Source organism: Aeromicrobium ginsengisoli, from assembly GCF_004134905.2.
In the GTDB taxonomy this organism is placed as follows: domain Bacteria; phylum Actinomycetota; class Actinomycetes; order Propionibacteriales; family Nocardioidaceae; genus Aeromicrobium; species Aeromicrobium ginsengisoli.
In genome coordinates, this window is the sequence record NZ_SDPQ02000002.1 from 908,444 (window position 1) to 932,914 (window position 24,471).

Consider the following 24,471-nt stretch of genomic DNA (forward strand, 5'->3'; position numbering starts at 1 on the left):
GGGAGACTCTGTGCAGCCTTGGCCCGGCAGGTCCTATCCGTTGGGCGCGACGTTCGACGGCACCGGCACCAACTTCGCGCTGTTCTCCGAGCTGGCCGAGTACGTCGAGCTGTGCCTGTTCGACGAGGCCGGCGACGAGACGCGCGTGCGGCTCGAAGAGGTCGACGGCTTCGTCCACCACGGCTTCCTGCTCGGCGTCGGCCCCGGCCAGCGCTACGGCTACCGCGTGCACGGGCCGTACGACCCCGCCACCGGTGCGCGCTGCAACCCCCACAAGCTGCTGATCGACCCGTACGCCAAGGCGATCGGCGGCGAGCTCGACTGGGACCCGGCACTGTTCGCGTACGACCTCGACCGCCCCGAGGAGCGCAACGACGACGACTCGGCCGGCCACGTACCGTTCTCGCTGGTGGTCAACCCGTTCTTCGACTGGGCCAACGACCGGCAGCCTCGCACGCCCTACAACGAGACCGTGATCTACGAGGCACACGTCAAGGGCCTGACCCAGACCCACCCGGACATCCCCGAGAGCCTCCGCGGGACCTACGCCGGCATCGCGCACCCGGCGATCGTGGCGCACCTCAAGTCGCTGGGCGTCACGGCGATCGAGCTGCTGCCGGTGCACCAGTTCATCACCGATCACTACCTGTCGGAGAAGGGCCTGACCAACTACTGGGGCTACAACACGATCGGCTTCTTCGCGCCTCATGACGCGTACGCCTCCCGCCCGGGCCGCCAGGTCGAGGAGTTCAAGGGCATGGTGCGGGCGCTGCACGAGGCCGACATCGAGGTCATCCTCGACGTCGTCTACAACCACACTGCCGAGGGCAACCACCTCGGGCCGACGCTCTCGATGCGCGGGATCGACAACTGCGCCTACTACCGCCTCGTCGAGGACGACGAGCAGCACTACATGGACTACACCGGCACCGGCAACTCGCTCAACGTCCGCAGCCCGCAGACGCTGCAGCTCATCATGGACTCGCTGCGCTACTGGGTCACCGAGATGCACGTCGACGGCTTCCGCTTCGACCTCGCGGCGACGTTGGCGCGGGAGTTCTATGACGTCGACAAGCTCGCGACGTTCTTCGAGCTCGTGCAGCAGGACCCCGTCGTCAGCCAGGTCAAGCTCATCGCCGAGCCGTGGGACGTCGGCCCCGGCGGCTACCAGGTCGGCGGGTTCCCGCCCCAATGGACCGAGTGGAACGGCCTCTACCGCGACACGGTCCGCGACTTCTGGCGCGGTGAGCCGGCGACCCTCGGCGAGTTCGCGTCGCGCATCACCGGGTCATCCGACCTCTACCAGGACAACGGCCGGCGCCCCTACGCCTCGATCAACTTCGTGACGGCCCATGACGGGTTCACGTTGACCGACCTGGTCTCGTACAACGACAAGCACAACGAGGCCAACGGCGAGGAGGGCCGCGACGGCGCCGACGACAACCGCTCGTGGAACTGCGGCGTCGAGGGCCCGACCGACGATGCCGAGGTGCTCGCGTTGCGGTATCGGCAGCGCCGCAACCTGCTGGCCACGATGCTGCTGTCGCAGGGCGTCCCGATGGTGGTGCACGGCGACGAGCTCGGGCGCACGCAGGGCGGCAACAACAACGCGTACTGCCAGGACAACGAGATCGCGTGGGTCGACTGGCACCTCGACGAGGACGAGACCGACCTGCTCCACTTCACCTCGTCCTTGACGGCGTTCCGCCACCGCCATCCGGTGTTCCGCCGTCGGCGCTTCTTCCAGGGCAAGCCGATCCGCAAGGCCGACGAGCTGCGCGACATCGCCTGGTTCACGCCGTCGGGCGAGGAGATGAAGGAGCAGAACTGGGACGACGCGTTCGGCCGGTCGATCGCCGTGTTCCTCAACGGCGACGCGATCGCAGATCGCGACCTGCGCGGCGTGCGGATCACTGACGACTCGTTCCTGCTGGCGTTGAACGCGCACCACGAGGACATCGAGTTCACGCTGCCCGACGGCGACTACGGTGCGACGTGGACCGTCGTGGTCGACACCGCGACGGGCGCTGTCGAGCAGCCGGGCGGCGACATGTTCGACGCCGGAGCGGTGCTCAACGTGTCGGCGCGGTCGCTGGTCGCGCTGCAGCGGGTGATGTCATGACCGCTCCCGCCTCGACGTACCGGCTTCAGCTGCGGCCCGGCTTCGACTTCGCTGACGCGCGAGGAGTCGTCGCGTACCTGCGCGATCTCGGCATCGGCGCCGTCTACGTCTCGCCGGTCCTCGAGGCGACGCCCGGCTCGACGCACGGCTATGACGTCACGGACCCCACGCGCATGCGCGAGGAGCTGGGCGGCGAGGACGGCTTCCGCTCGCTCACGGCGGCCGCCCGCGAGGCCGGGCTCGGCGTCGTCGTCGACATCGTGCCCAACCACATGTCGGTCGAGGTCCCCTCGGCCAACCCTTGGTGGCGACACGTCTTGCGAGACGGATCGCGTTCGGCCTATGCGAACCATTTCGACATCGACTGGTCGCGAGGTCGCGTGCTGGTGCCGGTGCTGGGGTCTGCCGACGACCTCGCGAAGCTCACGGTCGAGGGCGACGAGCTGGTCTACTTCGACCATCGCTTCCCGATCGCACCCGGAACGGGTGAAGGGTCGCCTCAAGAGGTCCACGACCGGCAGCACTATGAGCTGGTCGACTGGCGGCGCGGCAACACCGAGCTGAACTATCGCCGGTTCTTCGACATCACGACCCTGGCCGCGGTGACCGTCGAACGGCCCGAGGTGTTCGACGACACCCACCGCGAGATCCTCACGTGGGTCAACGCGGAGGAGGTCACCGGCCTGCGGATCGATCATCCCGACGGGCTCGCCGATCCCGGAGCGTACGTCCGCCGGCTGCGTGACGCGGCGCCTCACGCGTGGATCGTCATCGAGAAGATCCTGCACCCCGGTGAGCACCTGCCGGAGAGCTGGCCCGTCGAGGGGACGACGGGCTACGACGCGATGCGCGAGACGCTCGGCGTGCTCCTCGATCCGGCCGGCGAGGAGGCGTTCACCAAGCTCGCGGACCGGCTCGGCGTCCGTACGGACTACGCCGCGGTCGAGCAGGAGGCGCGGCGGCTCGTCACCGACACGATCCTCGTCGCCGAGGTCCGGCGAATCGCCGGCCTCCTCGACGGCGTTGACGTTGACGCAGCGCGAGCCGCCGTGGCCGAGACGATGATCGCGTTCGGCGTCTATCGGTCGTACCTGCCTGAGGTGGAGTCGACCTGGACCGACGCCGTCGAGCGTGCCCGCGACCGTCGTCCCGATCTCGACGCCGCGCTCACCACGCTCGACCAGCAGGTGCGCGGCGATCCCGAGGGCGAGCTCGCGACGCGCATCCAGCAGACCTCCGGCATGGTCGTCGCCAAGGGCACCGAGGACACCACGTTCTACCGGTTCACCCGCTTCGCGGCGCTCAACGAGGTCGGCGGCTCGCCCGAGGTCTGGGGCATGGGCGTCGACGAGTTCCACCGGCTTGCTGCCGAGCGCGACGCCGGCCGGCCCGCGACCATGACGGCCCTAACGACCCATGACACCAAGCGCTCGGAAGACACCCGAGCCCGCATGGCCGTGCTGGCCGAGGTCGCGGACGACTTCGCCGACGCCGTCGCCTCGTGGACCGAGCGCTGCGGCATCGACGAGCCGTCCCTCAACCTGCTGGCGTGGCAGACGCTCGTCGGCGCCTGGCCGATCAGCGACGAGCGACTCGGTGATTACCTGCTCAAGGCCGCGCGCGAGTCCAAGCTCCGCACGACCTGGACCGAGCCGGACGAGGAGTTCGAGAAGTCGGTCGCGGCGTGGCCCGCCCGCGTACGCGATGAGGTCGGCGACGAGGTGGAGGCGTTCGTCCGCCGGATCGAGTGGCCGGGCTGGTCCAACTCGCTGACCCAGAAGATCGTCCAGCTCACGGCCCCCGGTGTGCCCGACGTCTATCAGGGCACCGAGCTGTGGGACTTCTCGCTCGTCGACCCGGACAATCGCCGCCCGGTCGACTACGACCTCCGCCGCGAGATGCTGGCCCGGTTCGACGAGGGGCTCGTGCCCGAGCTCGACGTCTCGGGCGCGACCAAGCTGTTCGTCGTGCAGCGAGCTCTCACCCTGCGGCGCGACCGTCCCGAGCTGTTCGAGGGATACCGGTCGCTGTCAGCGGATGGTCCGGCTGCGGCGCACGCTCTGGCATACGCCCGCAGCGAGGACCTCGTGGTCGTCGGCACCAGGTTGCCGGTCGGCCTCGAAGCCGCGGGCGGTTGGGGTGACACGACCCTGACGCTCGGGGAGGGGGAGTGGACCGACCTCATCACCGGAGCCACCATCGCCGGCGGCGTCGCAGAGCTGTCCGCCGTGCTCACGCGCTATCCGGTGGCCCTTCTCGTCAGGTCATAGCCCTCCGTTTCACACTGCTTTCACTCTCTGGTTGCAGGGCAAATTCGATCTTGACCGGGCGGTCAATCAGGCGCACACTCAAGGTGAGTGATCCGCCTCCAATCGACGGGTCTCGAAGTGGAAAGTAGGTGGTTGGACGTGATGAAGAAATGGGCTCATCCTCTGGACTTTGTTGCCCTGGCTGCTGGTGTGTACGCGGCGTGTTCGCCGATCTGGACGGACACGACGGACGACGCGACTACCACGATGGTCGTGCTCGGAGTCGTGACCGCGTGCATAGCGCTCTACTCCTTGGCTCGGCCAGGCGAGATCGCAGAAGGCCTGATGGCGTTGATGGGCATCTTGTTCATCGCCTCGCCCTGGGTCATGAATTTCGACAAGGTCGATGACATGGCGCTCACGGCCTGGGTGGTCGGCGCGATCGCCCTGGTGGTCGGCGTCGCCGACTACGCCATGGGGCATCGGTCGCATCACGGTGGCGGGTTGACCGTCTAGTCACGGAAGGATTCATCATGGCGCGGACTCGCTCGGATCACGCCGGGCGAGTCCGGCGCGCCGGGAGCATGGACGTCGACGCTCGCGACCGCATCCTCGACGCCGCGGAGCAGCTCATCGCGAGCGATGGTTTCGACGCCACGCCCACCGCGCGGATCGCGGCACGGGCGAAGGTCGCGAAGGGTCTGCTCTTCTACTACTTCCCTCGCAAGATCGACCTGCTGCGCTGCCTGCTCACCGAGCGCCTGCCCGCACCCCCGAAGCGCCTCGCGAGTGGCATCGCGACGAAGGGTGACCTCCACGGCTCACTAGTCCGGTTGGCTCAGAGCTTCAGCCATACGCAGTCGCAGTCGCCCGAGGTGACGACGATCGTGTTCCGCGAGGCCGGCACGCACCCGGAGGTCGGCCAGCACCTGGAGGCGTTGCGCGATGGGCTGGTCGAGCTGACCGAGCGCGTGCTCGACGCGGCCAGTCCCAAGGCGCTGGACCGGCGTCGCCGGCACGGCGCCGCGGACACGTACGTCGCCGTATTGCTTCACGATGCGAACGCGCGTCGGTTCAACGGTCCGCTGCCGGACCTCGATGCCGCAGCGCGCATCGTCGCCGCCGGCCTGTCGTCTGCCTGACCACACGCCGGTCAGGGTCGCCAGCGGTGGTTGCGTTGCCAGACGCCTCGGGGTTTCTTGATTTCGATGATGCCGTCGGGGGTTTGGCGGAATTGCCAGTTTTCGTCGTGGGCTTGGTGGTGGTGCCGGGAGCACATGAGGGTGCCGTCGTTGATGTTGGTGGTGGCGCCTTGGGCCCAGTCTTGTTTCCAGTGGTGGCCTTCGCACCAGCTGGGTGGTGCTTCGCAGCCTGGGGTGATGCAGCCGAGGTCGCGGTTGGCGATCGCGATCCGTTGGGCGGGGGTGAACAACCTTTTGGCGCGACCCATGTCCAACGGCAACGGTTGGCCGTTGAAGACCATGGGCAGGATGCCGTGGTTGCAGGCCAGGCGTCGCAGTTCGCTGGAGCTGATCCGGGTGCCGGTGGTCAACGTCGCGGCGCCGACCTTCTTCTTCAAGTCGGCCAGGTCGATGTTGACCGTGATCACCGCCGGGGTGCCACCAGCGGTGGGCAGCTTGTCAGTCGGCAACCGCTCGATGAGGTGCGCGAACGCTCGACCCATCCTCTGCGAATAGGTCAGCTCGTCCTGGTCGCGCTCCTGGTCGGGGGTGAGGTGACGACGGCGGGGTGCGGCGATCGCGTCCAACGCTGATCTGAGCATTTCGCCGTGGAGGGCTGGCAGGCGTCCGCCGAATCGCCAGGTGCCGTCGTGGTCGTCGACCAACCAGGCCTCGGTCCGCGCCCAGGCCCTCTTCTCCCGCAACCGGAGCGCTTCGTCCTCGTCGACCTTGGCGTCGGCGGGCTGCTTGAACGTGTCGCTGACCCGCAGGGCGCGTTGGCGTAGGTCCTTGATCGGGAACCGTTTCGCATCAGCAATCAGCGACTTCTCACATGCGGCCCGCTGATCGGCGGTGACACCCTCTGGGAGGTCGGCCATGGTGCTGGCGATGACCGCGGCCTGGGTCTCGGCCAGCTCACCGGCGGCCAACGCGTCCTCAGTCTTGGGTGCGGCCGAGAGTGCTTTGGCGACTCGGACGGACCGGTCGGCCTCCCACTTGTCGCGCCCGAATCCACGGGCCAGGACTTCGCCGGTGCGGGCCTTGTCACCCAGCCCGGCATCCAGGGCGCGTACGGCCGCGAGCTCCTGCCCAGCGATACGGGCCTTGAGGCGGCGCAACCGTTCGACCGCGTGACGACGCATGACCGGATCCAACGAGGCGTATGCCTCGACCGGCATGTCGTCCAGCACGGCATCGAGCGCGTCCAGGCAGCCCACCAACGGTGGCGGCGATGGCACGAGCTCGGCAACCATGATCCCCCGATCATTAGAACGTATGTTCGACTGATCCCAGACTAGACCACGCCTCCGACACTGTCCATCGCGCCGAACCGGGGATGTGGGCAACCGGGATCCGATCTCTGAGATGCCGCTGTGGAGCGCGCCACTAGGCTCGAATCATGGACTTCAGATATCTCGGGAACAGCGGCCTCAAGGTCAGCGAAATCATCTACGGCAACTGGCTCACGCACGGCTCGCAGGTCGAGAACGACGCCGCACTGGCGTGCGTACGGGCTGCCCTCGACTCGGGCATCACGACGTTCGACACCGCCGACGTCTATGCCAACACCAAGGCCGAGTCCGTCCTCGGCGAGGCGCTCAAGGGCGAGCGCCGGGCATCGCTGGAGATCTTCACCAAGGTCTACTGGCCGACCGGCCCCGGCGGACCCAACGACACCGGACTGTCGCGCAAGCACATCATGGAGTCGATCAACGGCTCGCTCGAACGGCTCGGCACCGACTACGTCGACCTCTATCAGGCTCACCGCTACGACGTGGAGACGCCGCTCGAGGAGACCATGCAGGCATTCGCCGACGTGGTCCGCCAGGGCAAGGCGCTCTACATCGGCGTCAGCGAGTGGACCGCCGACCAGATCCGCGCCGGCCACGCGCTCGCCCAGGACCTCGGCATCCAGCTGATCTCCAACCAGCCGCAGTACTCCATGCTCTGGCGCGTCATCGAGGGCGAGGTCGTGCCCACGAGCAAGGAGCTCGGCATCTCGCAGATCGTCTGGTCGCCGATCGCGCAGGGCGTGCTCAGCGGCAAGTACAAGCCGGGCGCCGCACCGCCCGAGGGCAGTCGTGCCACCGACGAGAAGGGTGGCGCCGACATGATCAAGCGCTTCCTCGACGACGAAGTGCTGACCGCGGTGCAGAAGCTCCAGCCGATCGCCGACGGCCTCGACATCACGATGGCGCAGCTCGCCGTCGCCTGGGTGCTCGCCAACGACAACGTCGCGGCGGCGATCGTCGGTGCTTCGCGGCCCGAGCAGGTCGAGTCCAACGCGCAGGCTTCGGGCATCAAGCTCGATGACGACGTGCTCAAGGCGGTCGACGAGGCACTCGGCGACCTGCCCGAGACCGACCCGGCGCAGACCAAGTCGCCGGAAACCCGCGTCGTCAGGTGACGTTCACGGTCTGGTGCCCCGACCTCCAGCGCGTACGCCTGAGGGTCGGTGGCACCAACCACGAGCTGCGTCTCGGCGAGGGCGGCTGGTGGCATGCGGATGCCGACGTCCCTTCGGGCACCGACTACGCGTTCCTGTTGGGCGATGACGACACCCCGCTGCCCGACCCGCGCTCGCAGTGGCAGCCCAACGGCGTGCACGCGGCCTCCAGGACGTACGACCACGACGCCTTCGCGTGGAGCGACTCGTCGTGGGAGGGCCGCGCGCTCGAGGGGGCGGTGATCTACGAGCTGCACGTCGGCACGTTCACTCCCGGGCGTACGTTCGACGCCGCCGTCGAGCGGCTCGACCACCTCGTCGACCTCGGCATCGACCTCGTCGAGGTGCTGCCGGTCAACTCGTTCGACGGCGATGCGGGCTGGGGCTACGACGGCGTGCTGTGGGGCGCCGTGCACGAGCCGTATGGGGGGCCGGACGGGTTCAAGCGGTTCGTCGACGCGTGCCATGCGCGGGGGCTCGGCGTCGTGCTCGACGTCGTCTACAACCACCTCGGGCCGTCGGGTGCCTACCTCGACCGCTTCGGCCCCTACTTCGCCGGCCAGAACGACTGGGGGCCCGGGCTCAATCTCGACGGGCCGCAGTCGGACGAGGTGCGGCGGTACGTGCTCGACAATGCGCTCGGCTGGTTCGAGCACTTCCACGTCGACGCGCTGCGGCTCGATGCCGTGCACGCGCTGACTGATCGGCGCGCGCTGACGTTGCTCGAGGAGCTGTCGGCGGGGACCGCACGCATGTCTGCTGTCCTCGGTCGGCCGCTGACCTTGATCGCCGAGTCCGACCTCAATGACCCGCGCATGGTCACACCCCGCTCGTCGGGTGGGCTCGGCATGGATGCCCAGTGGTCCGACGACCTGCACCACGCGCTGCACGTACGCCTGACGGGGGAGACCGACGGCTACTACGCCGACTTCGCCGCACCCGGCGCGCTGGCCACGACGTTGCGTGGCGCGTACTTCCACGCCGGCACGTGGTCGTCGTTCCGCGAACGTACGCACGGCCGGCCGGTCGACACCTCTCGGCTCACCGGCACCTCCTTCCTCGCATACCTGCAGAACCACGACCAGATCGGCAACCGCGCCACCGGCGACCGCATCTCGGCGTCCGTCTCGCCCGGCCTGCAGGCGTGCGGTGCGGCGATCGTGCTCCTGGGGCCCTACACGCCGATGCTGTTCATGGGGGAGGAGTGGGCGGCCAGCACGCCGTGGCAGTTCTTCGCGTCGTTCCCCGATCCCGAGCTCGCTGAGGCCGTACGCACCGGTCGTCGCCGCGAGTTCGGTCGGCACGGGTGGGGCGAGTCCGAGGTGCCCGACCCGATGGACCCGGCGACGGTCGAGCGTTCGACGCTCGACTGGTCGGAGCTCTCCTCGCCGGGGCACGCCTCGATGCTCTCGCTCTATCGCTCCCTGATCGCGCTGCGCCGCTCACACCCAGAGCTGGCTGATCCGTCGCTGGACAGCTTCGTCGTCGAGGTCGCCGACGATGACTCCTGGCTCGTCATGCACCGCGGCCCGCTGCGCGTCGTCGTCAAGTTCGCCGAGGAGTCCTTCGAAGTCCGTACGACCGACTGGTCGCCCGAGTCGCCGGAACACGTGCTGCTGTCCGGGGGTTGATGCGCAGATCCTTCAGCAGTCGGGGTTCCGGCCGAAGCCTGCCTCGCGCGCCTTGACGATGGCCTCGGCGCGGCCGTTGGCATGCAGCTTGGCGTAGATCTCGGAGACGGTGTTGCGCACGGTCTTGTTGGAGACGAACAGCTTGCGTGCGATGGCGTCGTTGCTGACCCCGGCCGCGAGCAGCTCCAGTACTTCGTTCTCGCGCTCCGTCAGGTGAGTCAGAGACGGATTCACGGCCGCGGTGCCGCTCGATGCCTGGAACAGGCCGGCCACCCGTGACGCGAGGCGGGCGCCGAACACCATCCCGCCCTGGTGCGCCGTCCGCACCGCCGCGAGGACCTCGGCGGCACCGGAGCCCTTGAGCAGATAGCCGGAGGCCCCGGCCCAGATCGCGCTGACCACGGTGTCGTCGTCCTCGCTCATGGTGAGCATGACCACGCGGACGTTTGGGTGCTCAGCAGTGATGCGCCGCGTGGCCTCGACACCGTCCAGCTCGCCAGGCATCTGGATGTCCATCAGCACGACATCGGGCTGCTCGGAGGCGACCAGCGTGAGAGCTTCGGCGGCCTCGGCGGCCTGGCCGATCACGTGAGTGCCGTCCGCGGTCGACAGCAACGCCACCAGTCCCTCACGCACGATGGCGTGGTCGTCGACCACGACCACGCTGAGGGTGTCCGCGTCACTCATGACTCGTCCTTTCCGGTCGCGCCGAGGGGGAGCACGGCCCGCACCGAGGTCCCACCCGACGACGGGCACTTGACCTCGGCGCGGCCGCCGAGCTCGGCAGCGCGTTCGCGTACCGACAGCAGGCCGACCCCGGCCTGCACGTCCTCGCCGATGCCGATGCCGTCGTCGACGATCTCCACGACGAGATCGCGGTCGGTCCGCTCCAGACGTACGCGAGCCGCGTCTGCGTGGGAGTGCCGGACCACGTTGGTCAGCGACTCCGCCACGATCCGGTACGCCGCCACCTCCACGGCCGCCGACGTGGCCCCGAGGCTGCCGACGTCCACGTCGATGGGGATCGGCTGGGTCTCGGCGAGCTGTCGTATCGCGCCGACCAGGCCGCGGTCGTCGAGAGCCGGCGGGCGAAGCTCGTGAACGAACCGGATTGCTGGTAGCGACATGGGTGGACATATTGCATTTCCTCTCTGATGGTCCGGGGCGGATGTTGCCACCGGCGTGATCAGAGATTGCAGGGCCCGTTGTCCCGCTGCACAGGGACAATGCGGCAAAGGGTGTCCCGCCTCAGACCGACGTCCATACCGGCGGAGGTCTCCGGCAGCGGGGCGCCGACTTCGAAGGATGGAGCGGGCGCGAGGATTTGAACCTCGACCCATTCCCCGGAAGGGCAGTGTGCTGCAACTACACCACGTCGGCGAAGCCAGACTCTGTCGAGCCTGGCAGGTTCAAAATATGTCCCACTTCGAGGACTGTCCGAGCGGCAGGGTCTGCCTCCGCGGCCTGGGAGACGCTCTGCGCATCGACGTAGCGTCCCACAGCGCAACTATCGCGGGGAGCTTGTGCGATCTGGCCGGCCTTGCAGCGAACGGGCTTAGTCCTCCCGGACCAGCGCGCGCTCGTGCGCGAGCGCCGCGTGGACCCGGCGGTGGACGGTCGAGTCGTCTGGTAGGTCGAGCTTCCAAAAGATCCGACTGACGTGAGTTTCCGCGGTGCGCTCGGTCATGCCCAGCCGGTCGGCGATCGCCCGGTTTGCGAGACCTTGGGCGAGAAGGGAGAGAACCTGGTTCTCTCGGTCAGTCAGGCGGTTCACGTCGTTGTCCAGGTCGGGGCGATGTCGCGTCGGTACCGGCGTCCGGCGAGCTTCCCGAACAGGAAGATGACCGGAGGCGGAAGTTCCTTGCGCATGCCGGCGAGATCCGTGTCGTCGGCTCCGTCCTGGAGCCACTCGACGAAGTTGCCCATGTTCTTCAGGTGGGCCTTCTTCACCTGGGCGAGTGCGGCACGCATGGGCGGTGCGTCTTTGTAGGCCGCGGAGATCGGTTCAAGGTCGCGCTCCTCGTGGGCAAGGTGGTCGAGCAGCACGGTGCTGAGGTGGTCAATCGCGGCGCGGGCGTTGGTCGCGGCCGACGCGACGGGGCCCGTGGCGAGGGTGGCCATCGCTGCCGTGGCCTGCGTGAGAGCGGCGCGCATCGCATCGTGCTCGTCGTCGAGATCGATCACCGCACTGAGGTCGGCGTCCGTCTTCTCCAGCGCCGGCCAGAAGAACTCCTCCTCGTAGTGGTGATGGTGGTGCAGCTCCTCGTCGAAGAAGTCCCAGGCCTGCTTGAGCTGGTCGGCGCGGGTCTGCGACCCGGCCGGGAAGGTCTCGAGGGCGCGGTCGAAGCGCGCGAGCGTACGTCGGAACGCGGCGTGGACGACGGTGTTCAGGGTCAAGTGCTCGGTCATGATTGGTCCTCACTCGGTGCGGTGGTTGACGCCCAGGCGAGGACGCCGAGAGCGAACTGGTAGGAGGTATGGACGAGTTCCAGGCCGATGGCGGCCTCGTCGTGGTCGCGCGGGGCGTAGAGCATCACGTGGGTCGGCGGCAGCTGCCCGGTCAGTGCAAGGAAGTGCGGTTCGAGCCAGCCGGCTTCGGCTCCGGATCTCGCCAGCTCGACCGGCAGAGTCAGATGGAGACTGTGGTCGCCCTGGGCGTGCCCGTGGCAGAACTCCGACCCCACCATGAACGCTTCGGCTGGGCCGCCTGTGGCGTCGTCGGTGAGCATCAGGGCCCTCGCCCCTTCCACGGAGATCCCCGACTCGCCCAAGCTCACTCCCGGCCAGTTGGCTGCCTCATCGATCACCCCGTCCAGGTAGCGGCTGTCGACGGGCTGCTGGTCGATCTGGCTGTGCGGGATCTTCGAGGTGGTCTCCGGCCGTGGCCCATGCCTCGGCGCGAGCGGCCTCATCTCAGGCCCCGGTCCAGATCAACTCGACCACGATGCCGTCCGGATCGCGCAGGAGGACGAGCGCCAACGGCATCGGCTCGGTCATCTCGCGGACGGGCTCGTGCTCGATGCCGAGCGCGTCGAAGTGTGCCGCCCAGGCATGCACTTCATCCGCGGTGGAGACGGCGATGGCGAAGTGATCGAGGCCCGTCCGTCGCGGGTCGAACGGAAGACGGTCGGCTTCCTCGTGGTGATCCAGGCCGAGGAAGAAGGGCACGCCCGGCCGAGTGAGCACTCGGGCGTATCCAGTTTCGTTGTCGTGGGGCTCGACGAAGGCCCGGACCAGGCCGAGGGTCTCGGTGTACCAAGTCTCGCTGGCGTCGATGTCGCGAACGGTGATGCCGAGGTGGTGGTAGCCAGCAAGCGGGGGTGCATCGCTCATGGTAAATCCTTTGCGTATGATCGTGGAATCTCGTCATGGAACAACATGATGGAACGTAATTCCATGACGGGAATGTAGAATGGCATTACACCAAGTGTCAAGAGGACGAGGAGGCTTTTGTGGCAACCGGATCGCGAGCCAAGAACCGCACGAGCAAGGCCGAGCAGGCCAGCGCGACCCGCCGCAGGATCGTCGAGGCGGCGAGCGCGCTGTTTGTCCGCGACGGCTTCGTCACCACGACGATGGCAACTATCGCGAAGGAAGCCGGAGTCGCCGTGCAGACGCTCTACATGTCCTTCGGGAGCAAGACCGCGATCCTTCAGGCCTCGTTCGACCACGCTCTGAGTGGCGCCGAGACGACCGGCATCCTCGAGACCGACTGGTTCCAGCAGGTGCTCGCCGACCCGGACGGCGCAGCGGCGCTCGGTCGCTTCTGCCAGGAATCGGCCCGGGTCATCGCGTCCGCCGCCCCGCTGTTCGACGTGATGCGGGCAGCCGCGGCCGACCCCGAGGTCGGCGACGTGCTGGCCCACAACAAGAAGCTCCGCTACGACGGATTCCGTCTGGTCGTCGAGGCGCTCGCGTCCCGCCAGGGCTTCGACTCCGGGCTCTCGTCAGACGACGCGCACGGGATCCTGTACGCGGTCCTCAGTGAGGACACCTACCTGCTCCTGGTCACTGAGCACGGGTGGTCGCATGAGCGCTGGATTTCTTGGGTGAACCTGACCTGCTCTCGCCATTTCTTCCCGACCCGCGTCGCAGAATGATCCACCTCAGCAGACACGCGTTCGCGGTCGCGACGTCAATCATCAAGAGCGTCGGTCGGCCGATCGATTGCCACGCCTGCCAATGGGGAGGCGAGCAGCGGGACGATGTGTTCCCTCATCCAGGGCCGCCGATCTCTGGGGGAATCCGGTCCTCTGTCTCGAGGCTCCTGCACCGACCGAAAGGTGAGTCTGACCGTCTCGGCGGGACATTGGTGAGCGCGTCTTCCTGATCGACGGCCTTTCCGACCTGAACGAGGCTCAGTCCCGTGCGCTGATCGGGGAGAGCCGTCGACGATGGTCGCCCGCGGCAAGACGCACCAACGCTTGCGTGCTTGCGCGAACCCGAGCCGGCGAGAAGGCGTCAGTGCTGGCACGGACGACAGGCATCGGCGCCGGCGGCACACTCGGACGGACTGCCGAGTGTCCGGTGAGGTCGGCCCCAACAGGAGGAAATTCGATGGCTGGTGCGCTGCAGCTCAAGCGGTGGAGGACCGCCATCGTCGCGATGATCCTCACGGCGGCCCCGCTCACCGCCATCATGCCCTCTGCCTCGCCTTCGGCTGCCGCGGAATCGTCGGACCTGGAGCACCTGTGCGCCCTCAATGACTACGCGCCGGCGTTCTTCCCTCAGTTCACTGCCTTGGGCGAGGACGGGAACATCTGGTTCACCGACACCATCGGCATCGGGCGGGTCACCCCGGCCGGTGTCATGACCATGTTCTCCGCCGGTGTCCCTCTGGCCACGGTCATCGGACGGATCACGGCGGGCCCCGACGGATCCCTTTGGTACGTGATGCCGCAATCACCGGCCAGTATCGGCCGCATCACGACCGACGGCGTGGCCACGGTGTTCAGCGATGGGATCCCGGCCAACAGCAAGCCTGGCGACATCACCGCCGGCCCCGACGGGAACCTCTGGTTTACCGGCCAGAACACCCACAGCATCTACCGCATCACACCCACCGGCGCCGTCACACCGTTCGAGATCCCTGAGGCATACCAACCCGGTTCGATCACCACGGGCACAGACGGCAACCTGTGGTTCAGCACGACCACAGCCGCTATCGGTCGTATGACCCCGGCGGGCGAGGTCACGCTGTTCACAGACGGCCTGCCGAGCGACACCCTGGTGCAGGACCTCACGGTGGGGCCGGACGGCGACGTCTGGTACGCCGACCTCCACGGCCGGCTGGGACACATCTCGACCGACGGTGACGTCATGGTGATAGACGTGCCGCCGCGCACCGCCACCCTTCCCGACGACACGCCGCAGGACGTCCGCGACCAGGTGGAGTCCCTGCTGAACAATCCCGCGGCCGGACCCACCGAGATCACAACCGCCGATGACGGCAGCCTCTGGTTCAGCGAGCGCTTCGGCGGACGGATCGGAAAGGTCACCACCGGGGGCCAGGTCACGTTCGTCGACCTCAAGGACCTTCCCGTTCCGGAGGGCCTCTTCCCCGAGGCCATGCAGTCGTACCTTGACCAGCTCTCGGACGCCGAGCTGCAGGCGATGGCCGGTTACATCTGGCAGTTGGGAGGCCTCAGCGTCGGTTCCGATGGCAACCTGTGGCTCCGGACCGGCGCATCGACCAGCGTCCCGACGGCCGCGATCTCGCGGATGACCCCAGACGGCCGGATCACCTCCTCGCCGGGCTCCTCCTACCCGACGTTGGGGTCCGACGAGGTCGTCGGGCCCGACGGCAGGCTGTGGTACCTCGCGGGAGGCTTCGGCATCGGGTACGTCGAACCAGACGGACACAGCGCCGTCTACCTCGTGTCCGGGGCGAAGACCATGTCGACGCCGGGAAGCCTGACCGTCGGACGCGACGGCAACGTGTGGTTCACCGAGGTCGACCGCGATCGGGTCGTCCGCATGACACCGAGCGGGGTCTCCACGCGGTTTGCAGCCGGGATCTCACCGGGAGCCCACCCGTCCGACATCACGACGGGTTCCGACGGCAACCTCTGGTTCACCGAGGGTGGCCTCAAGCGGATCGGCCGCATCACGCCTAGCGGTGAAGTCACCGAATTCGGGGCGGGCATCACTGGCGAGCCGTCGAGGATCATTGGCAGCGGCGGGAGCCTGTGGTTCACCGAGATCGATGAGAACGGTACGCAGTTCCGCCTCGCACGCGTCACGACCGCAGGCGTCGTCACTGAGCTTCCCATCGAGGCGAATGCACGGATCACCGATCTCTCGGCGGATGCCGACGGGAACGTCTGGGTGATAGGAAACACCCCCAATGCGGGCGGCACGGCCACCGCTGGGTGGATCGACCGGATCACCCCTGACGGGACCATCACCAGGAACGAGATCGATTCCGGCTTCGATCTCGAGCTAACGAAGACCATCAGTGCCGTCGACGGCGACCTCTGGTTCTCGATGGAGGCGGTCAACATCGTCGACGGCGCCCCGGACCTCAGCACGTACGACCCCGCGGGGTCGCTGTGGCGGATGACTCCCACCGGGGCGATCACGCGGTTCGACACCGCGCCGGTCCACCCCCTTGGCGTCCCCAACGGCAGCTTGTTCCCGCCGATCCAGCACGTCATGGGTGGCCCCGACGGTGCACTCTGGTTCACCCGGTACCCAGCGTTCCCGAACCTCTACCGGGGGACGGTCCCGGACCACGTGGGCGATCCGTGCAACCACGACGAGGACAACGACGGACTCATCGACGCCGACGATCCGAAGCCGTTCGATCCCGATGCCGATGATGACGGGAAGCTCGACGGCCCGGACAACTGTGTGTTGACGGCAAACCCGAGCCAGGCCGATGCCGATCACGACGGTGTGGGTGACGCGTGTGACCCGGTCGCGACCATCGCAGGGAGCCGGGAAGCGGGTCACCAGCTGACCGTGAAGACCGGGGCGTGGGACATCAGCGGTCTCGACGTGACGTACGCGTGGAAGCGCGACGGCAATCCGATCGCCGGCGCAGACGGGCCGAAGTACCGGTTGACGGCCGCGGACGCACGTCACCTGGTCTCTGTGAAGGTGACGGCGAAGCGTGATGGTGATTCGGCCGGTTCGGCGACCGCTTCGGCGGGTCGGATCCTCAGTGCCAGCACCAGCACCCGAATCGCGATCAAGACCCGAACGCTGGACAGTGGGCATGCCATGCCGAGCACGTTCACCGTGACGGCGTACGGGCTGACGCCCACCGGGACGATCAAGGTCTACTACCGCGGACGCGTCACCCGCACGATGAAGCTCCGCAACGGAAAGGCATCGACGGTGTTCTATCCGACCGTGCGGGGTCGCCACCTGCTGACCGCGAAGTATTACCCGACCCCCGGGTTCTCCTCAAGCCACCGCAGCGTCTACATCAGGGTGAGGTAACCCAGCCTTGAAGAACGTCGCCTCGACGGGTGGTGACGCGCCGATCGCCTCGCCGATGAGGTCAGCACGGCCTTCGGCGTCCAGGACGGCAGACGTCGATGGCCGGACGCAGCTACAACCCCACCGTCCCGCTGACGCCAACCACCGTCTCGCCGCCGATCCAGATGTCGTCGCCGACCTGATCGACGTGGATCCGGCCGCGGCGGCGGATGACGGTGCCCTGCGCGGCGACGTAGGACGAGGGTGCGCGGCCGGTGCCGATGAGCCACTGGGCGATCGAGGCGTTGAGGCTTCCGGTGACGGGGTCCTCGCCGCCGGGACTTGAGGTGAAGGCGCGGATCTCGAAGGCCGTCTCGGAGCCCTCGGGGTGCGGGCCGACGACGCCGACGCGGTTGTTCTCGCCGAACAGGGCTTGGTCCGGCTTGAGGGCCAGCACCGTCTCGGCGCTGTCGAGCAGCACGGCGACCCAGCCGGGCCCGTTGTCGGCCCACTTGGCATCGACGACGTGGGCGGGGTCGACGCCAAGTCCGTCGAGCACGTGCTTGAGGTCCGCCTCGTCGACAGCGCCATCGCGTACGAGCGGGGGAGCGGCGAACGCCAGGCGGGCGCCGTCTTGGCGGATGCGGATCAGGCCGGCGCCGCACTCCTGGACGATCTCGCCCGCGGTGCGGGGCGTACCCCCGGCCTCGAGCCACGCCCGCGCCGAGCCGAGCGTCGGGTGACCGGCGAACGGCAGCTCGCGTTGCGTGTTGAAGATGCGTACGCGGTAGTCGGCATCCGCCGTCGGGCGCAGCAGGTACGTCGTCTCGGCGAGGTTGGTCCACCGCGCGAACGCCGCCATCTGCTCGTCCGTCAGGTCGTCGGCGTCATGGACGACGGCGAGCGGATTGCCCTCGGTGAGGGTAGAGGTGAACACGTCGATCTGGCTGAACGGATGCATGTCCTCAAATCTGTCACGTCGGGTCCAGCAGACTGCCAGAGTGTTCGTCGTGACTTCGGACGCATGGACTGATGCAGCACTGGCGCGACTGCACGCCGCCGGCTACAAGGCGGTCGAGGTCGACCAGTCGGTGCTGCCAGGCGCGAGGGCGGTGCGACGATCCGACTTCCGCCTCACGTGGTTCCTGACCCGTCTCCACACGTTCGTGGTGTTCTTCGCGGTCGACCATGCGTCCGGACAGGATCTGGCGGCGATCACGGATCTCGCCGCGCAGTGGGCGAAGCGGGTCAAGGGCGGGTGGCCGGTCGGGTTCCAGAACAGTGTCGCGGTGATCCCGGTCATCGTCTGCGGGGATGCCAACGAACCGGCGCGGATCAGCGCGCTCGCCAAGCCTCGCAAGCGGTTCGGCATGATGACGTTCCCGATGCTGGTCGACCCGGTACGCCTGTTCGTCGCCACCTACAGCCGGACTGTCGCGTGGGGCATCGCCTACATCGACTTCGTCGCCGAGCAGCAGCGCCTCGTGGTCAACGCCCAGGATGCGCCGGTGCTCGGCACGCAGGGTGGTCGCGGCCTCGTATGGCTCTACCGGCTGATCCTGCCGGTGCTCGGGCTGCTGGTCGTTGCGGGTGTGCTGGCCTACGCGTTGGCGTGAAGCGGCGTCAAGCCTTGTTGCCGGCGAGCAGGAGGCCGCCGCCGAGGCCGATCATCATGGTGCCGCCGGTCGCGTTCATCTGCGACATACGACGCGGCGACCGGGCGAACCACGCGCGTGCCGTTCCCGCGGCGACGGCCCAGATGGAGTCGCACGCGAACGCGATGACGGTGAAGATCAGCCCGAGGACCAGGATCTGCCCGGGGATGCCGCCGCGGTCGTGGTCGACGAACTGGGGGAGCACCGCCACGAAGAACACGATCGTCTTGGGGTTCGTCGCACCGACCACGAAGCCCTGCCACAGCAGACGTCCGCCCGACTTGGGCGCGTCCGTCGGCTGGTCGATCGGCGTACGGCGATGCCGGATCGCCTGAATGCCCAGGTAGATGACGTATGCGCCGCCGGCGATCTTGACGACCGTGAACGCGATGATCGAGTCCGACACGAGCGCACCGATGCCGAGCGCAACGGCGGTGATCGGCACGAGGCCGCCGAGCTCGTTGCCGGTGACGCTCAGCAGTCCGCCTCTGCGACCAAGCGTGAGTGAACGCCCGACGACGAACAGCACGCTCGGGCCGGGGATCACGATGAGCAGGAACGACGCGACCGCGAACGTCAGCGCGGACTCCATGGACAGCATGAGGAGATCGTAGGGGCCGAGGGCGCGCTGCGGCTACGAATTCAGTGGTGACGGTCGCGCTCGCGCACCGGCACCCGTACGCGGTGGCGACCGCGTGGGTGTTCCAGCGTCGACTCCATGTGGACCGCGAGCGTCAGCATCACCGCCAGTCCGGCGAAGAACAGCAGGATCACCAGCACTGAGGCGCCCAAGCTCGCGGTCATCGGGTGCCGTCCTCGTGGGGAGTCATGGCGTACGAGTAACCCGACAGCGCCGGCCGAAACCCCAGACACCTCGTCTTTTCACTGTGACGTGCACATCGTCACGTCGGCTGTGGTGAATCAGCACGGCAGCACCTGAAAGACTGGGCAGCATGGCCACGCACCCGACACCGGACACCCAGGTCCTCGCCGGACGCCCCTTCCCGCTCGGGGCGCACCCGGAGGCCGGCGGCGTACGCTTCGCGGTCGCCAGCAGCGTCGCCGAACGGGTCGAGCTGTGCCTCATCGACGACGACCTCAACGAGCGTCGCATCGAGCTGACGGAGCGGACGTTCGGCGTCTGGCACGGGCTGGTGCCGGGCGTGACACCCGGGCAGAAGTACGGCTTCCGCATCCATGGCCCGTACGAGCCCAAGACCGGCCTGCGCTGCAACCCCCACAAGCTCCTCGTCGACCCGTACGCCCGGCGCATCAGCGGCACCCTGACCGACCTGGACGCCGCGCTGGGCTATGCCGACGACCCCGAAGGCGTCGAGCCCTCGACGGTCGACTCACTCGGCTCGGTGCCGCTGAGCGTCGTGACGAGCCCCGGCGGACCCGACACCGGGGTCAAGCCCGAGATCCCGTTCGAGGAGACCGTGATCTACGAGGTCCACGTCAAGGGCTTCACGCAGCAGCACCCCGGCGTGCCCGAGCCGCTGCGCGGGACCTATCTCGGCCTCGCGCACCCCGCCGCGATCGAGCACCTCGTACGCCTCGGCGTCACGAGCGTCGAGCTGCTGCCGGTGCAGACGTTCTGCGACGAGCCGTCGCTCGTACGCGCAGGACGGCACAACTACTGGGGCTACTCGCCGCTCGGGTTCTTCGCCCCGCACGCGGGCTATGCGAGTGAGCCGGGCCGTGAGGTCGAGGAGTTCCGCACCATGGTGGCCGCGCTGCATGCCGCCAACATCGAGGTCATCGTCGACGTCGTCTACAACCACACGTGCGAGGGCGGGCCCGACGGGCCGACGCTGAGCTTCCGCGGCTACGAGGCGCCGGCCTACTACCTGCACGACGAGGACGGCCACATGGCCGACATCACCGGGTGTGGCAACACGCTCGAGTCCAGCTCGCCGACGGTGGTCCGTATGGTCACCGACTCGCTGCGCTACTGGGCGACCGACCTCGGCGTCGACGGGTTCCGCTTCGACCTCGCGAGCACGCTGGGCCGTCCCAACGGCGGCAAGTTCGACCGCGACTCGACGCTGCTCACGGCGATCGCCTCCGACCCAATCCTGTCGCGCTGCAAGCTGATCGCCGAGCCGTGGGACGCCACCGGCGAGGGCTACAAAGTCGGCGACTTCGGCGCCCAGTGGGCCGAGTGGAACGGCATCTACCGCGACACGGTCCGCGACTTCTGGCGCGGCGCCGCCGGGGGAGTCGATGACCTGGCCTACCGCCTCACCGGCTCCTCCGACCTCTACGACCACACCCTGCGCCGGCCGTGGCAGTCGATCAACTTCATCAACGCGCACGACGGCTTCACGCTCCGCGACCTGGTCTCGTACGACGGCAAGCACAACGAGGCCAACGGCGAGGACAACCGCGACGGCACCAACGACAACCGCTCGTGGAACCACGGCGTCGAGGGCGAGACCGACGACCCCGCGATCCGCGCGCTGCGCCAGCAGCAGGCCCGCAACCTGTTCGCGACCCTGATGCTGTCGACCGGCACGCCGATGTTCGTCGCCGGCGACGAGCGCTGGCGCACCCAGGGCGGCAACAACAACGCGTACTGCCTCGACGACCCGACCTCGTGGGTCGACTGGACGGAGACCGACGAGGCGGAGTCGATGCTGGCGTTCGCCCGCCGCGTCGTGCACCTGCGCGCCAACAGCCCTGCGCTGCGGCAGCCGGAGTTCTTCGACGGTCGCACCACGCCGACCGGTCGCCCCGACCTCATCTGGCTTCGCCCCGACGGCCGCGAGCTCGAGGAGGCCGACTGGGAGGACGACGACCGGCACACCCTCGGCATGTGGATCGACGGCTCCAACAGCCAGTCCCGTACGCGCGAAGGCGAGCTGCTCGCGGATCATTCCTGGCTGCTGCTGATGCACGCGGGCGCCGACCCGATCGACGTCGTGCTGCCCGGCGTGGAGTTCGGCGAGACGTTCGAGCCAACGCTCGACACCACTGCGGCTGACGGTGGACCGGCGTCGACCGAGCCGCTGTCGGCCGGCAGCTCGCTGACCCTGCCCAGCCGCTCCCTGCTGCTCCTGAAAGCACCCCGCGAGCTCAACGCTAGTTGACGACCAGTCTGACGTCGTAGCGTCTTGCCATGACTGAGCAGACATCTTCTGAGACCGGCCCCATCGTCCAGCTGCGACTCGTCGTGGAGGCGGATGACTACGAGCAGGCCGTGCAGTTCTATCGCGACGTGCTGGGCCTCAAGGAGCAAGAGGCGTTCGAGGCTGAAGGTGAGGGCGCCAAGGTGACGATCCTCCACGCGGGCTACGCGACGCTCGAGATCGCCAACCCGGCGCAGCGGCGGATGATCGACGAGGTCGAGGTCGGACACCCGACGACGCCGCGGCTGCGGGTCGCGTTCGAGGTGCCGGACGCGGAGGAGCGTACGCAGAAGCTGGTCGACGCTGGTGCCTCACTCGTCGCCCCGCCGACCGAGACCCCGTGGCAGTCGCTCAACTCGCGGCTCGACGCGCCGGCGGGCCTGCACATCACGCTGTTCCAGGAGCTCATGACGCTGGAGGAGCGTACGAAGCTCGAAGGCTTCGGCACCGACGCCGACCGCCACAGCGACTGAGCAGGACTGGTTTCGAGGCTTCGGCCGCGGGCGGCCTCCTCAGGGGCCGTGAGGGCAGGGCCCCGTTTCGCCGGAATGCGCTTGGGTAGGTCCACCCAGTAGGTTCGAAGGGGACTGCACCGCACTCGACGTACGAGGGAGCACTGCATGACGGGTCGACTCGGAATTGACGATGTCAGACCTGTGTCCGGAGACGGCACCCATCCCTCCAAGGCCGTGGCCGGCGAGCACGTGCCGGTCACCGCCACCGTGTGGCGCGAGGGCCACGACGCCGTCGGCGCGACCGTCGTCTGGCGCGGCCCGGGGGAGCGCCGCGAGCGCGAGACCCGCATGCACGAGACGGGCAAGGACACCGACCTCTTCACCGCCACGATCGTCCCCGACGCCACCGGCCTCTGGACGTTCCGCGTCGACGCTTGGGGCGATCCGTGGGCGACGGTGCTCCACGCGATCGAGGTGAAGCTCGCCGCCGGCCAGACCGCGGCCGAGCTCGCCAACGACCTCGAGCTGGCCGCCCGCCTGCTCGACGAGGTGGCCGGCCGCAAGGAGCGCAAGGCACACCGCCCGGCGCTCGAGGGCGCCGCGACCGCTCTGCGCGCCGACAAGCTGCCGCTGGGCGCTCGGACGGGCCCGGCGCTGTCAGCCGACATCCGCGGGATCATGCACGACTTCCCCGTGCGCCAGGTCGTCACGAAGGGCCCGGTCCGCACAATCTGGGTCGACCGTCAGCGCGCTGCGTACGGCTCCTGGTACGAGTTCTTCCCCCGCTCGACCGGCGGCACCGACAAGAAGGGCCGGCCGGTCCACGGCACGTTCGCCACTGCCGCCAAAGAGCTCGACCGCGTCGCCGACATGGGCTTCGACGTCGTCTACCTGCCGCCGATCCACCCGATCGGCCGGGTCAACCGCAAGGGTCCCAACAACTCCCTGACGCCGGGCAAGACCGATCCCGGCTCGCCGTGGGCCATCGGCGCCAAGGAGGGCGGCCACGACGCGATCCATCCCGAGCTCGGCAGCGACAAGGACTTCGCCGCGTTCGTGCAGCGCGCCAACGACCTCGGCATGGAGGTCGCCCTCGACCTCGCACTGCAGGTCGCACCCGATCATCCCTGGGTCAAGAAGCACCCCGAGTTCTTCACGACGCTGCCCGACGGCACGATCGCGTACGCCGAGAACCCGCCGAAGAAGTACCAGGACATCTACCCCCTCAACTTCGACAACGATCGCGACGCGATCTATGCCGAGATGCTGCGTGTGACGCTGCACTGGGTCGAGCGCGGCATCCGCATCTTCCGCGTCGACAACCCCCACACCAAGCCGCCGGACTTCTGGGCGTGGCTCATCGCGCAGGTCAAGGCCGAGCACCCTGACGTGCTGTTCCTCGCCGAGGCGTTCACCCGCCCGGCGCGGCTGTGGGGGCTGGCCAGGCTCGGCTTCACGCAGAGCTACACCTACTTCACCTGGCGCACGACCAAGCAGGAGCTGACCGAGTTCGCCGAGGATCACCGCGACCAGTGGGACATCGGCCGGCCCAACCTGTTCGTCAACACCCCCGACATCCTGCCCGAGCACCTGCAGATCGGCGGCCCGAGCATGTTCGCGATCCGGGCCGCCCTCGCCGCGACGCTCGCGCCGACGTGGGGCGTCTACTCCGGCTTCGAGCTCTACGAGCACAAGGCGGTCAAGCCCGGCAGCGAGGAGTATCTCGACTCCGAGAAGTACGAGCTGCGCCCCCGCGACTTCGACAAGGCGCTCGCGGACGGCGAGTCCCTGCAGCCGTGGCTGACCCGGCTCAACGAGATCCGCCGTGCGCACCCAGCCCTGCAGCAGATGCGCACGCTCCACTTCCATCACATCGACCACGACGCGCTGATGGTCTACTCCAAGCAGGACCCGGCCACCGGCGACACGGTCCTGGTCGTGGTCTCCCTCGACCCGCACGAGTCTCGCGAGGGCACGATGTGGCTCGACCTCCCCGCGCTCGGCTTCGCCCCCGGCGACCGGCTGATCGCGCACGACGAGGTCACCGGGGAGACCTACGACTGGGGCGAGTCCAACTACGTACGCCTCGACCCGTTGCGAGCCGTCGCCCACATCGTGACCCTGACCAGGCGTACGGACGCCGACGCCGACGACACGACCCTGAATGCCTGACCAA

General features: G+C 68.2%; 22 protein-coding genes. 12 read left to right on the forward strand and 10 right to left on the reverse strand.

What is annotated here, in order from left to right; genetic code table 11:
- Positions 1–10 precede the first annotated feature (10 nt).
- From glgX (ESP70_RS11315) to ESP70_RS11330, 4 genes are all read left to right on the forward strand, one after another.
- Positions 11–2,122, forward strand: coding sequence for a glycogen debranching protein GlgX (gene glgX / locus ESP70_RS11315; RefSeq protein ID WP_149689355.1), 2,112 nt, complete (start codon positions 11–13; stop codon positions 2,120–2,122).
- Positions 2,119–4,392 carry a malto-oligosyltrehalose synthase gene (gene treY, locus ESP70_RS11320; protein WP_149689356.1) on the forward strand — a complete coding sequence of 758 codons (2,274 nt, stop codon included), beginning with the start codon at positions 2,119–2,121 and terminating at the stop codon, positions 4,390–4,392. Before glgX (ESP70_RS11315) ends, treY begins: the two co-directional genes overlap by 4 nt.
- Before the next feature lie 87 nt (positions 4,393–4,479).
- On the forward strand, positions 4,480–4,887 hold the full coding sequence (locus tag ESP70_RS11325) for an SPW repeat protein (protein WP_149689357.1): 408 nt from the start codon (positions 4,480–4,482) through the stop codon (positions 4,885–4,887).
- A gap of 17 nt (positions 4,888–4,904) precedes the next feature.
- Positions 4,905–5,513 carry a TetR/AcrR family transcriptional regulator gene (locus ESP70_RS11330; protein ID WP_149689358.1) on the forward strand — a complete coding sequence of 203 codons (609 nt, stop codon included), beginning with the start codon at positions 4,905–4,907 and terminating at the stop codon, positions 5,511–5,513.
- Between the two features lie 11 nt (positions 5,514–5,524).
- Here the strand turns inward: ESP70_RS11330 and ESP70_RS11335 are convergent, their stop codons facing one another.
- Complete coding sequence (locus ESP70_RS11335) at positions 5,525–6,805, reverse strand: HNH endonuclease signature motif containing protein (RefSeq protein ID WP_149689359.1); 1,281 nt, start codon at positions 6,803–6,805, stop codon at positions 5,525–5,527.
- 146 nt (positions 6,806–6,951) lie between these two features.
- Between ESP70_RS11335 and ESP70_RS11340 the strand changes: the two genes are divergently transcribed.
- Both ESP70_RS11340 and treZ read left to right on the forward strand, forming a co-directional pair.
- Positions 6,952–7,959, forward strand: a complete 1,008-nt coding sequence (locus tag ESP70_RS11340) for an aldo/keto reductase family protein (protein WP_149689360.1) — start codon at positions 6,952–6,954, stop codon at positions 7,957–7,959.
- The gene (treZ, locus tag ESP70_RS11345) at positions 7,956–9,629 is read left to right on the forward strand and encodes a malto-oligosyltrehalose trehalohydrolase (protein WP_149689361.1); all 1,674 of its coding nucleotides are present in this window, start codon (positions 7,956–7,958) and stop codon (positions 9,627–9,629) included. Before ESP70_RS11340 ends, treZ begins: the two co-directional genes overlap by 4 nt.
- Positions 9,630–9,641: 12 nt before the next feature.
- On the opposite strand, the gene ESP70_RS11350 is transcribed toward treZ, so the two are convergent.
- The 6 genes from ESP70_RS11350 to ESP70_RS11375 form a co-directional block, all read right to left on the reverse strand.
- Positions 9,642–10,316: a response regulator gene (locus ESP70_RS11350; RefSeq protein WP_149689362.1), complete on the reverse strand. Its 675-nt coding sequence runs from the start codon at positions 10,314–10,316 to the stop codon at positions 9,642–9,644.
- On the reverse strand, positions 10,313–10,756 hold the full coding sequence (locus ESP70_RS11355; protein ID WP_223148704.1) for a sensor histidine kinase: 444 nt from the start codon (positions 10,754–10,756) through the stop codon (positions 10,313–10,315). Before ESP70_RS11355 ends, ESP70_RS11350 begins: the two co-directional genes overlap by 4 nt.
- A gap of 428 nt (positions 10,757–11,184) precedes the next feature.
- Complete coding sequence (locus tag ESP70_RS20315; RefSeq protein WP_223148705.1) at positions 11,185–11,403, reverse strand: helix-turn-helix domain-containing protein; 219 nt, start codon at positions 11,401–11,403, stop codon at positions 11,185–11,187.
- Positions 11,400–12,038: a hemerythrin domain-containing protein gene (locus ESP70_RS20320; RefSeq protein WP_149689365.1), complete on the reverse strand. Its 639-nt coding sequence runs from the start codon at positions 12,036–12,038 to the stop codon at positions 11,400–11,402. Before ESP70_RS20320 ends, ESP70_RS20315 begins: the two co-directional genes overlap by 4 nt.
- Positions 12,035–12,541 (reverse strand): luciferase domain-containing protein, encoded by a 507-nt coding sequence (locus tag ESP70_RS11370; RefSeq protein WP_149689366.1) that lies wholly within the window; start codon positions 12,539–12,541, stop codon positions 12,035–12,037. The genes ESP70_RS20320 and ESP70_RS11370 overlap by 4 nt, the downstream gene beginning before the upstream one ends.
- 1 nt (position 12,542) lies before the next feature.
- Positions 12,543–12,962: a VOC family protein gene (locus ESP70_RS11375; RefSeq protein ID WP_149689367.1), complete on the reverse strand. Its 420-nt coding sequence runs from the start codon at positions 12,960–12,962 to the stop codon at positions 12,543–12,545.
- 119 nt (positions 12,963–13,081) lie between these two features.
- Here ESP70_RS11375 and ESP70_RS11380 point away from each other — a divergent pair, with 119 nt between their 5' ends.
- Positions 13,082–13,729: a TetR/AcrR family transcriptional regulator gene (locus tag ESP70_RS11380; protein ID WP_149689368.1), complete on the forward strand. Its 648-nt coding sequence runs from the start codon at positions 13,082–13,084 to the stop codon at positions 13,727–13,729.
- Between the two features lie 457 nt (positions 13,730–14,186).
- Positions 14,187–17,075: a virginiamycin B lyase family protein gene (locus ESP70_RS11385; protein ID WP_149689369.1), complete on the forward strand. Its 2,889-nt coding sequence runs from the start codon at positions 14,187–14,189 to the stop codon at positions 17,073–17,075.
- 112 nt (positions 17,076–17,187) lie between these two features.
- Here ESP70_RS11385 and ESP70_RS11390 read toward each other — a convergent pair whose 3' ends face one another.
- Positions 17,188–18,015, reverse strand: coding sequence for a PhzF family phenazine biosynthesis protein (locus tag ESP70_RS11390; RefSeq protein ID WP_149689370.1), 828 nt, complete (start codon positions 18,013–18,015; stop codon positions 17,188–17,190).
- A 49-nt stretch (positions 18,016–18,064) separates the two neighbouring features.
- Between ESP70_RS11390 and ESP70_RS11395 the strand changes: the two genes are divergently transcribed.
- Positions 18,065–18,670, forward strand: a complete 606-nt coding sequence (locus ESP70_RS11395) for a hypothetical protein (protein ID WP_149689371.1) — start codon at positions 18,065–18,067, stop codon at positions 18,668–18,670.
- A gap of 7 nt (positions 18,671–18,677) precedes the next feature.
- Here the strand turns inward: ESP70_RS11395 and ESP70_RS11400 are convergent, their stop codons facing one another.
- Both ESP70_RS11400 and ESP70_RS20125 read right to left on the reverse strand, forming a co-directional pair.
- Positions 18,678–19,310, reverse strand: coding sequence for a LysE family translocator (locus ESP70_RS11400; protein ID WP_149689372.1), 633 nt, complete (start codon positions 19,308–19,310; stop codon positions 18,678–18,680).
- Positions 19,311–19,351: 41 nt separating this feature from the next.
- Entirely contained in the window at positions 19,352–19,513 is a 162-nt protein-coding gene (locus ESP70_RS20125; RefSeq protein WP_188110596.1) for a hypothetical protein, read from the reverse strand.
- A gap of 149 nt (positions 19,514–19,662) precedes the next feature.
- Here ESP70_RS20125 and glgX (ESP70_RS11405) point away from each other — a divergent pair, with 149 nt between their 5' ends.
- The 3 genes from glgX (ESP70_RS11405) to ESP70_RS11415 all read left to right on the forward strand — a co-directional run bounded on the left by glgX (ESP70_RS11405) (position 19,663) and on the right by ESP70_RS11415 (position 24,467).
- Positions 19,663–21,801 (forward strand): glycogen debranching protein GlgX, encoded by a 2,139-nt coding sequence (glgX, locus tag ESP70_RS11405; protein ID WP_149689373.1) that lies wholly within the window; start codon positions 19,663–19,665, stop codon positions 21,799–21,801.
- Positions 21,802–21,830: 29 nt separating this feature from the next.
- Positions 21,831–22,313 (forward strand): VOC family protein, encoded by a 483-nt coding sequence (locus ESP70_RS11410; protein WP_149689374.1) that lies wholly within the window; start codon positions 21,831–21,833, stop codon positions 22,311–22,313.
- 147 nt (positions 22,314–22,460) lie between these two features.
- The gene (locus tag ESP70_RS11415) at positions 22,461–24,467 is read left to right on the forward strand and encodes a maltotransferase domain-containing protein (protein ID WP_149689375.1); all 2,007 of its coding nucleotides are present in this window, start codon (positions 22,461–22,463) and stop codon (positions 24,465–24,467) included.
- Positions 24,468–24,471: the final 4 nt, after the last annotated feature.